General features: G+C 71.5%; 8 protein-coding genes. 6 read left to right on the forward strand and 2 right to left on the reverse strand.

The window, feature by feature from the left end; translation table 11 throughout:
- The first annotated feature begins 60 nt into the window (after positions 1-60).
- Entirely contained in the window at positions 61-1,050 is a 990-nt protein-coding gene (locus OG272_RS44085; RefSeq protein WP_327726483.1) for a helix-turn-helix domain-containing protein, read from the forward strand.
- A 37-nt stretch (positions 1,051-1,087) separates the two neighbouring features.
- Here the strand turns inward: OG272_RS44085 and OG272_RS44090 are convergent, their stop codons facing one another.
- Both OG272_RS44090 and OG272_RS44095 read right to left on the reverse strand, forming a co-directional pair.
- Complete coding sequence (locus OG272_RS44090) at positions 1,088-2,347, reverse strand: SLC13 family permease (protein ID WP_405895862.1); 1,260 nt, start codon at positions 2,345-2,347, stop codon at positions 1,088-1,090.
- 102 nt (positions 2,348-2,449) lie between these two features.
- Positions 2,450-4,864: a SpoIIE family protein phosphatase gene (locus OG272_RS44095; RefSeq protein WP_327726481.1), complete on the reverse strand. Its 2,415-nt coding sequence runs from the start codon at positions 4,862-4,864 to the stop codon at positions 2,450-2,452.
- A gap of 262 nt (positions 4,865-5,126) precedes the next feature.
- On the opposite strand from OG272_RS44095, the gene OG272_RS44100 reads away from it, so the two are divergent.
- From OG272_RS44100 to OG272_RS44120, 5 genes are all read left to right on the forward strand, one after another.
- The gene (locus OG272_RS44100; RefSeq protein ID WP_405895863.1) at positions 5,127-8,222 is read left to right on the forward strand and encodes a glycoside hydrolase family 2 TIM barrel-domain containing protein; all 3,096 of its coding nucleotides are present in this window, start codon (positions 5,127-5,129) and stop codon (positions 8,220-8,222) included.
- Between the two features lie 190 nt (positions 8,223-8,412).
- Positions 8,413-10,656, forward strand: coding sequence for a glycoside hydrolase family 9 protein (locus tag OG272_RS44105; protein WP_405895864.1), 2,244 nt, complete (start codon positions 8,413-8,415; stop codon positions 10,654-10,656).
- 126 nt (positions 10,657-10,782) lie between these two features.
- Entirely contained in the window at positions 10,783-11,028 is a 246-nt protein-coding gene (locus tag OG272_RS44110; RefSeq protein WP_149830721.1) for a hypothetical protein, read from the forward strand.
- 3 nt (positions 11,029-11,031) lie between these two features.
- Complete coding sequence (locus OG272_RS44115; protein WP_326574123.1) at positions 11,032-11,409, forward strand: toxin Doc; 378 nt, start codon at positions 11,032-11,034, stop codon at positions 11,407-11,409.
- Positions 11,410-11,955: 546 nt separating this feature from the next.
- On the forward strand, positions 11,956-13,791 hold the full coding sequence (locus tag OG272_RS44120; RefSeq protein WP_405895865.1) for an RICIN domain-containing protein: 1,836 nt from the start codon (positions 11,956-11,958) through the stop codon (positions 13,789-13,791).
- Positions 13,792-13,869: the final 78 nt, after the last annotated feature.

Below are 13,869 nucleotides of genomic sequence, written 5' to 3' on the forward strand. Positions count from 1 at the left end.
GCATCCCTTTCCGCCGTCGTCCTACGTGCCTCACGCTAGGTCCGCGACCCTTTGGGGAGGATGCCTGTGCATGCTGACGACCTGCCTGGAACTGCTGCGCCCGCGGATCCGTCGCCGCCGCCCGGCCAGGTGATCATCGGACGCTTCGACCAGCGGCCGCCGTACGCCGTGCACCGGCCGCGCGGCGCGGACAGCTGGCTGTTCACCTGGACCACGGGCGGCGGGGGACTGCTGCGGCAGGGCACGGCCGCGACGCCGGCCGCCCCCGGCGACCTGGTGGTCCTCGGCCCGGGTGTGCCGCAGCGCTACGCGGTCCGCCCCGGCGCCGGGCACTGGGCGTTCTGGTGGGTGCACTGCCAGGCCCGGGCGTCCTGGACGGCCTGGCTGCGCCCGTACGAGACCGCGGACCGGCTGTACGCCGTGCCGTCGGCCCCCGGCGGCGTCCGTGCACGCGTCGACGCGGCCTTCCGCCGGATGCTCGCCGACGCCCGCTGGACCGGTGAGGGCACACCGCCGACGCCTGTCACCGCCTCGGTGGGCGCCGAGGACACGCGGTCGGCGGCCGCTCCCGCCGGGCCGGAGACGTCGAAGCCCGGGGCCGTCCCGCTCGGCGGTGAGGTCGCCGTGGCGCACGGCACCGCCGCCCGCGAACTCGCCCTCTGCTCCCTGGAGGAGGTCGTGCTGCTCACCGCCGCCCGGGCCGAGCCGCGCCGGTCGGGGGCGGATCCGAGGATCCGCCGGGCGGAGGACCTGATCGCCGCCGACCCCGGAGCCCCGCACACGGTGCGCTCCCTCGCCGAGCGCGTCTCCCTCTCCCCGTCCCGCTTCGCACACCTGTTCACCGAGCAACTGGGCCACTCCCCGATGCGTGCCCTCCGCCACGCCCGCCTGCTCCACGCCGCCCGGCTCCTGGAGGCCACCGAACTGCCCGTCGAACGAGTGGCCGCCGCCTCCGGGTTCGGCAGCCCGTTCCACTTCAGCCGGGTGTTCCGACAGCGCTACGGGGTGCCGCCGGGGGAGTACCGACAGGGGCTGCGGGACGACGACTGACGGTCACCTCCCTCGTAGCCCCTCGCGCGTGGTCGTCTCAGCCCCCGAAGGCGAGCAGCGACAGCCACAGCGCCACCACCGAGGAGACCAGCGCCGCCGGGACGGTGAGCAGGCCGAGGCGGGTGAACTCGCCCAGGTCCACGTCGTGGTCGTGCTGGTGGACGATCCGGCGCCAGAGCAGGGTGGCCAGGGAACCGGCGTAGGTGAGGTTCGGGCCGATGTTGACGCCGAGGAGTACGGCGAGGACGGCGCCCGTGCCGAGCGGGGCGGCCGCCGGGATCAGGACGAGGACCGCGGGCAGGTTGTTGATGACGTTGGAGAGGAGCGCGGCGAGGGCGGCGACGCCGAGGAGGGCGAGCAGGCCGGTGCCCGACGGCATCACGCGGCCGAGCGCGTCGGCGAGGCCGTTGTCGACCACCGCGCGCACCACGACGCCCAGCGCCAGCACGAACGCGAGGAAGGGCAGGGAGACCGACCGGAACAGCGCGCCCGGGCTCGTGGTGCGGCGGACGAGCGCGCGGACCGACAGCACCACGGCCCCGGCCAGCGCCGCCCACACGGGCTCGATCCCGAGCGCGGACGTCACCACGAACCCCGCGAGCGTGCACAGGACGGTGACCAGCGCGAACATCGGCAGCTCGGGCGCCTCGGCCGGCTCCTCGGCAGACGGTGCCCCGGCGTCCAGATCGGCCGCGAAGAACCGGCGGAACACCAGGTACTCGGCGGCCACGGCCACCGCCCACGGCGCCGCCATCAGCAGCGCGAACCGTGTGAAGGTCAGCCCGCTCGCGGTGAACGCCAGCAGGTTGGTGAGGTTGGACACGGGCAGCAGCAGCGAGGCCGTGTTCGACAGGTGCGCGGTGGCGTACACATGCGGCTTGGGGCGGGCGCCCAGCCGGGCCACGGTCGCGAACACCACCGGCGTGAGCAGCACGACCGTCGCGTTCAGGCTGAGCACCGCCGTGATGCCGGAGGCCAGCGCGAACGTCGAGCCCAGCAGGTGCCGGGGCCGCCCCGCCGAGGCGCGCGCCATCCACGCCCCGCACGCCTGGAAGAGCCCCTCGTCGTCGCAGAGCCTGGCCAGCACGAGCACGGCGGCGAGGAACCCGAGCACCGGGCCCAGCAGTTCGGCCTCGGCACGGGCGTGGTCCAGGGAGACGGCACCGGCCGCGACGGCGATCCCGGCGGCCGGTACGGCGACCACCGCCTCCGGCAGTCCGAACGGGCGGGCGACCGCGCAGCCGAGGACGACGACGAGCAGGACGACGGACAGGACCTCGGCGAGGGCGGTGTTCACGGCGGGACTTTCGGGACGTTCGGGGGCGCGGAGACCGGTGCACCCTACAACTGCCCCCGGCCCGTCGACGAACGCGCGTGCGGCCCTACGGTGAGGCCCTTCTCACTCCTCCGACAGCGTCAGCTCCGCCCAGATCGTCTTGCCGTCCTCGGTGTGCCGGCTGCCCCACCGCTGGGTCAGCTGGGCCACCAGCAGCAGACCGCGACCGCCCTCGTCGAAGGTCTTGGCCCGGCGCAGATGCGGGGCGGTGCCGCTGCCGTCCGACACCTCGCAGATCAGGGTGGTGTCGTCGTGGATCAGACGCAGCTGGATCGGCGGGGCGCCGTGCCGGACGGCGTTGGTGACCAGCTCGCTCACCACCAGCTCCGCCGTGAACGCCGACTCGCTGATGCCCCACAACGCCATCTGCGTCAGCACGTACTGGCGGGTCCGGGCGACGAACGCGGGGTCGGCGGGTATCGACCAGGTCGCGACCCGCTCCGCCCTGAGCCCACGGGTACGGGCCAGCAGCAGCGCCACGTCGTCGGGGGCGCCGTTCGCGGGGAGCAGGGACTGGACGACGTCCTGGCAGATGTCGTCCAGTGGTCCCTTGCGGCCGGACAGGGCACGGGCCAGTAGCTCCTGACCGGCGTCGATGTCCCGGTCCCGGGTCTCGATCAGCCCGTCGGTGTAGAGGGCGATGACCGTGCCCTCGGCCAGTTCGAGCTCGGCGGACTCGAAGGGAAGTCCGCCGAGGCCCAGGGGCTGTCCCGACGGCACTTCCACCTCCATCGGCCGCCCGTCCGGGTCCAGCACGACCGGCGGCGGATGCCCGGCACGGGCGAAGGTGCAGCGGCGGGTCACCGGGTCGTAGACGGCGTACAGACAGGTGGCGCCGACCTCGCCGGTCACGCCTTCGCTGCCGGCTTCCGCGGACAGCCGTACGACGAGGTCGTCGAGGTGGGTCAGCAGTTCGTCGGGGGCGAGGTCGACGTCGGCGAGGGTGCGTACGGCGGTCCGCAGGCGGCCCATGGTGGCGGAGGCCTGGACGCCGTGGCCGACGACGTCGCCGACGACCATGGCGACCCGCATCCCGGAGAGCGGGATGACGTCGAACCAGTCGCCGCCGACCCCGGCCTGCGCCGCCGGGAGATACCGGGAGGCCGCCTCCAGGGCGGGCATGCGGGGGAGGGTCTGGGGGAGCAGGCTGCGCTGGAGGGCGAGGGCGGTCTCCCGCTCGCGGGAGTAGCGGCGGGCGTTGTCGATGCAGACAGCGGCCCGGGCCGTGACCTCCTCGGCCAGCAGCTCGTCGTCGGCGGTGTACGGGTCGAGCCGCTTGAAGCGGGTCAGGACGGCCACCCCGAGGGTCGTGCCCCGGGCCCGGATCGGCACCGACATGGTGGTGTGGACGCCCAGCTCCTTGACCCGTCGGCTGCGTATCGGGTCCCAGTCGAGCCAGTCCACCAGCGTGTTCGCCGGGTCCGTCGCCACGATCGTGTGCCCGACCGACAGGGACGCCGCCTGCGGGGAGGTGGCCGGGTAGACGTCGGTGCCGCCCACCTCGACGACCGCCTCGGGGCAGCCCGGGGTGACCGACTGATGGGCGGCGCGGCGCAGCGTGAACGGCGCGGAGAGCGGGCCCTCGTGCGGTTCGTCGCCGTGGTCGAGGGACTGCATGAGGTCGACGCTGACGAAGTCGGCGAGGACCGGGACGCACACGTCGGCCAGCTCCTGGGCGGTGCGCCGCACGTCGAGGGTGGTGCCGATGCGGATGCTCGCCTCGTTCACCAGCTGGAGCCGCTGCCGTGCCAGGTACTGCTCGGTGATGTCGTGCCCGGTGACACAGACCCCGATCGGCACCCCGGAGTCGTCCATGAGCGGGGCGATCGCCGCCGACCAGGCGTGGGCGCGGTTCTCGTCGGCGGCCCGCAGGAAGGTCTGCACGTCCTTGCGCCGGCCCAGGGCGAGCACCTCGCGCAACTGCTGCTCCAGCTGCTCGCCGCGCCGGCCGCCCACGATCTCGGACATGTGCAGGCCCCGGAGATTCTCCTCGGGCATCCCCACGGCGTCCGCCATCACGTCGTTGATGCCGCGCAGCCTCAGCCGGTCGTCGAAGACCGCCATGGCGCACGGTGACTGGACCATGACCGCCGCCGCCAGCGGATCGTCCTGCTTCAGAGGGCCGGGGTCGTCCAGCGGGCAGAGAACCAGCCAGCCACCGGTGCTGTCGCCGTCCTTCGGGCTGCGGTGGTGCGCGAGCAGCCAGGCGGTCACTGTCCGGCCGTCGCGGTGACGCAGGGTGAGCGTGCCGCTCCAGCTGGGGCTGCCCGGCGAGGGCGGCAGGAAAGGGTGCCCCGGAGCGAGCAGTTCTTCGGCGGGGCGTCCCACGACCTCCGCCGCGGGCCAGCCCAGCAGGCGTCTGGCGCCTTCGTTCCACTCGACGATCGTGCCGTCGCCGTCCATGGCCGCCCGCGCCGTGGCGGCACCGTCCAGGGCATACGCAGGGGCATCACCGTGCGTTACCTTGCGGCTCCTCATCGTCGCGAGTTCCATTCCGCCGGACCGAACGGGCTTACGGGTGAATTCAAGCCTATGTGCTCCGCCGGGAAAGCGGACTGGAAACCGTATTCCCCCCGGGATCTGTCGCACCCGTGTTCCCCGAGTGAGGTGAGGGGCTCTTGACGTCTCTGAGCCGCGTCGTCAGATTTTGTTTGGTCACGATCAATTGTGATGGCTTGTGGGGCCTTGCGCTTCACGGCTCCCCGGAACGTCCACCCGCACGTTCGACGAAGGGAACACCATGACCGTCACACGCAGGTCCTTACTCATCGCGGGCACCTCCGCCCCGATGGTGGGAGCACTGGCGGGCACCGCGGCCGCCGGCCCCCGGGCGAGACCCTCGTCCGCCGGCCGGGCCGTCCCGCTCCGGGACGGCTGGCGCTTCGCCCTCGTCGACCCGGACGGCATCACCGACCCGACCGGCGAGTACGCCGACGCCGCGAAGCCCGCGTTCGACGACTCAGGCTGGCGTCGGGTCGCCGTCCCGCACGACTGGAGCATCGAACTCGCCCCGACCACCCGGCACGGCACCACCAGCGGCACCGGCTTCTTCCCCGGCGGCCTCGGCTGGTACCGCACCACCTTCACCCTGCCGCCGTCTCTCGCCGGGAAACGGATCTCCGTCGAGTTCGACGGCGTCTACATGGACTCGTACGTCCACTGCAACGGCACCGAGGTCGGCCGCCACCCCTACGGCTACACCGGCTTCGCCTTCGACCTCACCGACCTGCTGCACGCCGACGGCACCACCGAGAACGTCATCGCGGTCAAGGTCCAGAACCGCCTGCCCAGCAGCCGCTGGTACTCCGGCAGCGGCATCTACCGCGAGGCCCGCCTGGTGGTCACCGACCCGGTGCACGTGGCGCGCTGGGGCACGTACGTCACCACGCCGGACATCACCGACGAGCGTGCCCTCGTCCGCGTCCGCACCTCCGTGGTGAACGTCTCCGGCGCCGGAGCGGACGTCGAGGTCGTCTCCCGGATCGTCGACGCCCGTGGCCGTACGGTCGCCCGTACCTCCTCCACGGTCGCCGTCACCGACACCGAGACCGCGACCGAGACCCACGAACTGACCGTTCGCGAGCCGAGGTTGTGGGACTTCGCGGACCCGCACCGCTACACCCTCAGGACCGAGCTGCGCGTCGGCGGCAGAACGACCGACACCCATCGCACGCCCTTCGGCATCCGCACCTTCCGCTTCGACCCCGACGAGGGCTTCCACCTCAACGGCACCGCTCACAAGATCAGGGGCGTCGACCTCCACCACGACCTGGGCGCGCTCGGGGCCGCCGTCAGCGCCGACGCGATCCGCCGGCAGATGACGATCATGAAGTCGATGGGTGTCAACGCCTTCCGCACCTCCCACAACCCGCCCTCGCCGGAGATGATCGAGGTCTGTGAAGAGCTGGGCATCGTGATGATGGTGGAGGCCTTCGACTGCTGGAGGAGCCCCAAGACCCGCTACGACTACGGGCGTTTCTTCGACGAGTGGGCCGACCGGGACGTCACCGAGATGGTGGAGGCGGCCCGCAACTCGCCCGCCGTCCTCTTGTGGTCGATCGGCAACGAGGTCTCCGAGTTCACCTCCACCTCCGGCCTGGCCATGGCGGACCGGCTGATCGCCGCCGTCAAGGCCGCCGACGGCACCCGCCCCGTCGTGATCGGCTCCCACCGCCACCGCAGCGTCCCCGCCCCCGGCACCCCGGGCGATCTGATCCTGGCCAAGCTCGACGGCCTCGGCCTCAACTACAACACCGCCAAGTCGGTGGACGCCCTGCACGCCCGCTACCCGAACCTGTTCCTCTTCGAGTCGGAGTCGTCCTCGGAGACCTCGACGCGAGGCGTCTACCAGGAGCCCGAACACCTCAACACCGGGGAGAACCACACCCCCGGCAAGCGGGGCGTCTCGTCGTACGACAACAACCTCGCCTCCTGGACCATGAGCGGTGAGTACGGCCACAAGAAGGACCGCGACCGGAAGTGGTTCGCCGGGCAGTTCCTCTGGTCGGGCATCGACTACATCGGCGAGCCCACGCCGTACGACGTCTTCCCGGTGAAGGCCTCCTTCTTCGGCGCGGTCGACACGGCCGGCTTCCCGAAGGACATGTACTACCTGTTCCAGAGCCAGTGGGTCGGCGAGCCGATGGTTCATCTGCTGCCGATGAGCTGGAACCACGACAAGGGCGACACCGTCGAGGTGTGGGCGTACTCCAATGTCGACACCGTCGAGCTGTTCCTGAACGGAAAGTCGCTCGGGACAAGGAAGTTCGACGAGAAGAAGACCGTGGACGGGCGAGCCTACCTGGAGACCACCGAGGCGACCGGCGACGACAAGACCTTCACCGACGGCCCCTACCCCGGTAGTTACACCAGCCCCAACGGCAGCGCGGGCAAACTCCACCTCACCTGGAAGGTGCCGTACACACCGGGCGAGTTGAAGGCCGTCGCGCGCCGGAACGGCAAGGCCGTCGCCACCGACGTCCTGCGCACGGCCGGCCGGCCGCACGCCGTGCGCCTGACCGCCGACCGCAAGTCCCTGGCGGCGGACGGGCGTTCCCTGGTCTTCGTCACCGCCGAGATCGTCGACGCCCGGGGCGTGGTGGTCCCCGACGCCGAGCATCTGATCTCCTTCGACGTGCGAGGAGGGTCCCTCGCCGGGCTCGACAACGGCCGTGAGGAGAGCGCCGAGCGCTACCAGGCCTCCACCCGTACCGCGTTCGGCGGCAAGGCGCTCGCGATCGTACGGTCCGGGGTCGAACCCGGTGCGGTGAAGGTGACGGCGCGGGTGGAGGGCCTGCGGACCGGGAAGGTGGGCGTCCGGGCCACGTCGGCGCCCGCTGAGTCCACCACCCCCGCTGCCGCGTTCACCCCCGACCACCCGGCCGCCGTGACCTATCCCTTCGCCGATGCCAGTTACTCCGGTCGCCCCGACACCCTGCCCGCCGCCATGCTGGACGGCGACCCCGCCACCGGCTGGTCCAACGCCTTCCTCAAGGCGGCCACCGCACTGCTGCCCGCGTTCGGCGGGGCGCGCCCCGAGGACTGGGTGTCGGTCGACTGGGGGCGGGCCGGGACGGTCGACCGGGTCGAGGCCTCCTTCACCGTCGACGCGGGACACACGCTGCCCGAGGCCGTCGGCGTGGAGGTGTGGGACGGCGAGCGGTACGTCCCCGCCGAGGGCGTGAAGACCGACTGGGCCACGACCTCCGACGCCCCCACGGTGATCACCTTCGCTCCGCTGCGCGGCTCCCGGATCCGGCTCACGCTGACGAGCCGCCATCCGGGCGAGGCGCGCGGCGCCGTGCGGATCAGCAGGCTGGACGTCCTCGCACTCTGACCGCGTGGGGAGACGTCACTTCGGTCCGGACGGGAAACCAGTCCCGTCCGGACCGTTGACGGGCTGTCATGTCTCTAACAGCATGGCCAACGTCCGCATCTGGGAGCGCTCCCACGCCTCTTGGTCCCCTGCGCCATCCGACACGACCCGTCAACGCTGTGCGCCCCCACCTCCCCCGAGGAGCCCAGACGTGAAACGACGCAGAACCACCCTGCTCGCCCTGACGGCCCTCCTCGCGGCGGCGCTCACCGCGCTGCCCGCCGGTCCGGCCCAGGCCGAGGAGGTCGAACAGGTCAAGAACGGCACCTTCGACACCGGCACCGCCCCCTGGTGGACGACCGGCAACGTCACCGCCGGCCTCACCGACGGCCGCCTCTGCGCCGACATCCCCGGCGGCACCACCAACCGCTGGGACGCCGCCGTCGGCCAGAACGACATCACCCTCGTCAAGGGAGAGTCGTACCGGTTGAGCTTCTCCGCGTCCGGCACGCCCCAGGGCAACGTCCTGCGGGCCATCGTCGGCCTGTCGGCGGCCCCCTACGACACGTACTTCGAGGTGAGCCCGCAGCTGAACGTCTCGGGCGACTCGTACGCGTACACCTTCACCTCGCCCGTCGACACCGCGCAGGGCCAGGTCGGCTTCCAAGTGGGCGGCAACGCCGACCCGTTCACCTTCTGCATGGACGACGTGTCGCTGCTCGGCGGGGTGCCGCCGGAGGTGTACGAGCCCGACACCGGGCCCCGGGTGCGCGTCAACCAGGTCGCCTATCTGCCCGCCGGGCCGAAGAACGCCACCCTGGTCACCGAGGCCACGGGGAAGCTGCCCTGGCAGGTGAAGAACGCCACGGGTGCCGTGGTCGCCCACGGGCGGACCACCCCGCGCGGCCTCGACGCCTCCTCCGGGCAGAGCGTCCACGCGATCGACTTCGGTGCGTACCGGGGGCGCGGCACCGGCTTCACCCTGGTCGTCGACGGCGAGAGCAGCCGCCCCTTCGACATCGACCCGGGCGCCTACGAACGCCTGCGGCTCGACTCGCTGAAGTACTACTACACCCAGCGCAGCGGCACCCCGATCAGCGACGAACTGCGCCCCGGCTACGGCCGCGCCGCAGGGCATGTCGACGTCGCACCCAACCGGGGCGACGGGAACGTGCCCTGCCAGCCCGGTGTCTGCGACTACACGCTCGACGTCACCGGCGGCTGGTACGACGCCGGCGACCACGGCAAGTACGTCGTCAACGGCGGTATCTCCACCTGGGAGGTGCTGAGCACCTACGAACGCGCGCTGTACGCCCGTACCGGGGAGCCCGAGAAGCTCGGTGACGGCTCGCTGGACATCCCGGAGAGCGGCAACAAGGTGCCGGACCTGCTGGACGAGGCCCGCTGGCAGCTCGACTTCATGCTCAGGATGCAGGTGCCGAAGGGGCAGCCGCTCGCCGGCATGGCCCACCACAAGATCCACGACGAGCAGTGGACCGGGCTGCCCCTGATGCCCGCGGACGATCCGCAGAAGCGCGAACTGCACCCGCCGAGCACCGCGGCCACCCTGAACCTCGCCGCCACCGCCGCACAGGCGGCCCGCCTCTACCGCCCCTACGACCACGCGTTCGCCGCGAAGACACTCGACGCGGCCCGCACGGCCTGGGCGGCGGCCCTGGCACACCCCGCGGTCCACGCCTCCGAGAGCGACGGCATCGGCGGCGGCACCTACTCCGACAACAACGTCACCGACGAGTTCTACTGGGCGGCCGCCCAGCTGTACCTCACCACCGGTGAGAAGGCGTTCCGGGAGTACGTCCTCACCTCGCCCGTGCACACCGCCGACATCTTCGGCCCCGTCGGCTTCGACTGGGGCCGCACGGCAGCGGCAGGCCGCCTCGACCTGGCGACCGTGCCGAACAGGCTCCCCGGCCGTGACAAGGTCCGCCGGTCCGTGGTCAAGGCCGCCGACCGCTACCTGGCCACCCTCAAGGCCCACCCGTACGGCATGCCGTACGCACCCGACAACAACCTCTACGACTGGGGCTCCAACCACCAGATCCTCAACAACGCGGTCGTCATAGCCACGGCGTACGACATCAGCGGGGCGTCGAAGTACCGCGAGGGCGCGCTACAGAGCATGGACTACCTCTTCGGCCGCAACGCCCTCAACATCTCCTACGTCACCGGCTACGGCGAGGTCGACGCCCGCAACCAGCACAGCCGCTGGTACGCCCACCAGCTCGACCCGGACCAGCCCAACCCGCCGGTCGGCACCCTCGCGGGCGGCCCCAACTCGAGCATCCAGGACCCCTACGCGCAGAGTAAACTCCAGGGCTGCGTCGGCCAGTTCTGCTACATCGACGACATCCAGTCCTGGTCGACCAACGAACACACGATCAACTGGAACGCGGCGCTGGCCCGCATGGCCTCGTTCGTGGCGGACCAGACCTGACACCTCGCTGCCCCTGTACGCGGCCGACGTCCTCCGGGGCGTCGGCCGCCCTGTTGTGGTACCGCGCCACATGCCACTTGACCTGCTGCTATTTACGAGTAAGTACCCGCGCGGTACCGTTGGCGCATGCCAGCTCTGAATGTGGAGTTCAGCGACCGCGAGCTAGAGGATCTGCGGCAGATCGCCAAGGAGCGCGGTACGTCGATGAAGGCGCTCGTGCGGGAGGCGGCCGCGGCCGACATCGTGCGACACCGGGCGCTGAAGGAGGGCGCGGAGGCCTTCCGGCAGTTCTTCACCGCGCACGCCGACGAGTTCGCCGCCGCCTTCCCGGACGACGAACCCGCCGCCAAGGTGGAAGGACGGGCCGTCTGACCGATGGCTCCCGTCATCCACATCGACGTGCCCTGGCTGCTCCAGCGACACGAAGAGGTCATGCCCGAGCAGCCCACCATCAACGACTTCTCCGCGCTCGTCGCCGCCGTCGCCCGGCATCGCGTCGACCCCCCGCGTCTCGGTGTCGACTCCGACCCGGCCTGGCGGGCCGCCGCGCTGCTGCACACCCTCGCGGTGCTCAAGCCCCTGCCGGCCGCCAACGCCCGTTTCGCCTGTGCGACGGCCGTGGCGTACATGTTCGTCAGCGGTGTCGGCATCGACCCGCCGTACGGGTCCCTCGTGGACCTCGCGCGCGACCTGATCTCCGGGAGGACGGACGTCTACGGGGCGGCGGACCGGCTGCGGTCCTGGCAGATCTGAGCGAGCCGGAGCCGACCTGTCTCCGGGGCCGCCGACCGAGGGCGGGAGGATCAAGGTCGGCGGCCCGTTTCGCGCGGGAGAGCCGCCGTTCCGCGCGGGGCCTTCCGAGTTGGCCGCCCCAAGTGAACAACGAACCGTCGGTGCGCCGGGAGCGTGCGCGGGCGGTCGGGGTGTGCGTACGCTTCACACGGGGTGCTTGAACCCTTGAATATCCAGGAACCGGAAGGCTTCGTTCTGCGAAGCGGAATCGCTCGTACCGGTCATCTGACCTGCTTTTAGTGATGCGGATGTTGCACAAGCGCCTTGTTAGTCATGAGTAACTTGTGCAAGGGTGAACTTCCTGCGCAGGGCAATGGCCCGGTCAGAAAGGCCACTTGGCTTTTCCGGTCGCCGAAGGGCCCAAAAGGCTCAAGGATCACGGTCATCGAGCGGCTCCGTCCCCGGCCGCTTTCCCAGCGCCCGCCAAAAAGGTACGCACCAATCCAGGGCCCTTTGCGGCGGCCAGAACTCCGTGTGCCATCTTGTGCCTTGGAAGGAACCCGCTCTGTGCACACCCCCCACCCTCCCCGTCCCGCTTTTCCGCCCGCTCCCGGGCCGGTTCCCGGAGAGTCCGACGAGACTCTCGCCGCCCGGCTGAGAGGCTGGCCGGAGGGGGGCACCGGCGATCCCGTCGCCCTGTTGATGGCACGGCACTGGCAGTCGACGTACGACTACGCGGTGATCTGCCTCGCCACCCAGTCCGGTGTCGCCTCGATGGTGACCGCGACCGCCTTTCACCGGGTGCTCGACGGCCTGATGCGGGGCGAGTCGGGCGTCGCCCTGCGGCCCCGGCTGCTGGTGGCCGCGCGCGACACCGTCAAGGAGTGGTCCGCGGAAGGGGGCGTCTCCGGTGTTCTGCCGGATCTGAGGAAGCCCGCGGGCGGGCGCGGTATGCGGGCGGCGAAGTCCATGACGCCCGAAAACCGCAAGCTCGTCGAGCGCTCATTCCAGGCGCTCCCGGCGGTCGCCCAGTGCCTGCTGTGGCACACCGAAGTAGAAGCCGAAATGATAACCATACCCACTGGTCTGCTGGGGCTGGACACCGACAGCGCGGTGGCCACACTGGAGCAGGCGCGCGACAAATTCCGCGAGGGATGCGTCCGCGCCCATCGGGAACTCGCGCCGTCCAAGGATTGCCGCTTCTACAACCGCCTGCTGGACGTACCCATTCGCCGCGGTGGCGCTCTGCTGCCGGATGTCCAGCAGCATCTGCTGGAGTGCCGCTACTGCCGCTACGCCGCCGAGCAACTCAGCCATTTCGAGGGCGGACTTGGCGGGGTCATCGCCGAAGCCGTACTCGGCTGGGGCGCCCGGCGCTATCTCGACTCCCGGCCCGGCCGGTTGCCGCAGAAGGGGAACTCGAGACGCCCGGGGAGCGGCGGCCGGCACCGCCTGCTCTCCCAGATCCCCGCGCAGCGCCGCCGGATCACCTCCGGAACGCGCAATCCCAGAGCCCTGATCACCGTCGGCATCTCCTCGGGGGCGCTGCTCGCGGCCGTCCTGGGTGCCGCGTTCCTCTCGGACGACGGCAGCGGAGCCGATCCCGCCGCCTCGACCAGCGCCACCGGCGGCATCGCCACGGCGCCGGACACCGGCAACGACACCACCACCGACACCGCGTCGCCGACCCCGCCCGCCATGGCCGGACGGCCCACGGCACCCCAGCAGACGCGGCTGCGCAACCAGGCCGCCGACCTGTGCCTCGACATCCACGGCGGCAAGGCCGAGAAGGGCGCCTCGACCGAACTCGCGGAGTGCGACTCCGCCTGGACCCAGAAGTGGTCCTACGAGGAGGACGGGCTGCTGCGCAGTGTCGCCAACCCGGAACTGTGCCTGGACTCCCAGGTCGACGCCGGAGTGGTCGTCCTCAACAAGTGCGCCGACGAGGACTCCCGGCGCGGCGACGACGTGCGCTACGACTTCACCGTGCAGGGCGAGTTGCTGCCCCGGTGGAGCGAGGGACTCGCCGTCGCCCCCGTCACCACGGGCACCGAGGCCGACGTCGTCGTCAAGGTTCGGGACGACTCCACCACGCAGCGCTGGCTCACCGACGGCGTGACCGCCAGCCCCGAGTCCCTCTCCGTCTCCGGCTCCGGGGCGCCCACGCCCGAGAGCGAGCCGATCTCCGAGGACCCGGACGCGGACGACGTCTCCCCGGCGCCGGGAGCGGAGAAGTCCGGCTCTCCCGCGCCCGGTGCCTCCCCGGATGCCGAACAGGGCGGTTCCATCATGTCCGTGGGCGACGACACGAGCACGGACACGGAGCCCGGGACCGGCGACGAGCCGGTGCTGCCCCTGACGTCCGTCCGGCTCCCGGACCTTCTGACGGGGCTCGGGCTCTGAGGGGGGCCGGTGCGAGGGCGCGGGCCGGGTGTGGTAGCCCGCGTCGTTCCCCGCGCCCCTGAGAAGGGGGCGGCGGGG

This window comes from Streptomyces sp. NBC_00104 (assembly GCF_045160825.1).
Taxonomy (GTDB): domain Bacteria; phylum Actinomycetota; class Actinomycetes; order Streptomycetales; family Streptomycetaceae; genus Streptomyces.

Coding starts and splice junctions, on each gene's coding strand:
- OG272_RS44085 (WP_327726483.1), top strand. CDS start 61: ATGCCTGTGCATGCTGACGACCTGCCTGGAACTGCTGCGCCCGCGGAT.
- OG272_RS44095 (WP_327726481.1), bottom strand. CDS start 4,864: ATGAGGAGCCGCAAGGTAACGCACGGTGATGCCCCTGCGTATGCCCTG.
- OG272_RS44100 (WP_405895863.1), top strand. CDS start 5,127: ATGACCGTCACACGCAGGTCCTTACTCATCGCGGGCACCTCCGCCCCG.
- OG272_RS44110 (WP_149830721.1), top strand. CDS start 10,783: ATGCCAGCTCTGAATGTGGAGTTCAGCGACCGCGAGCTAGAGGATCTG.
- OG272_RS44115 (WP_326574123.1), top strand. CDS start 11,032: ATGGCTCCCGTCATCCACATCGACGTGCCCTGGCTGCTCCAGCGACAC.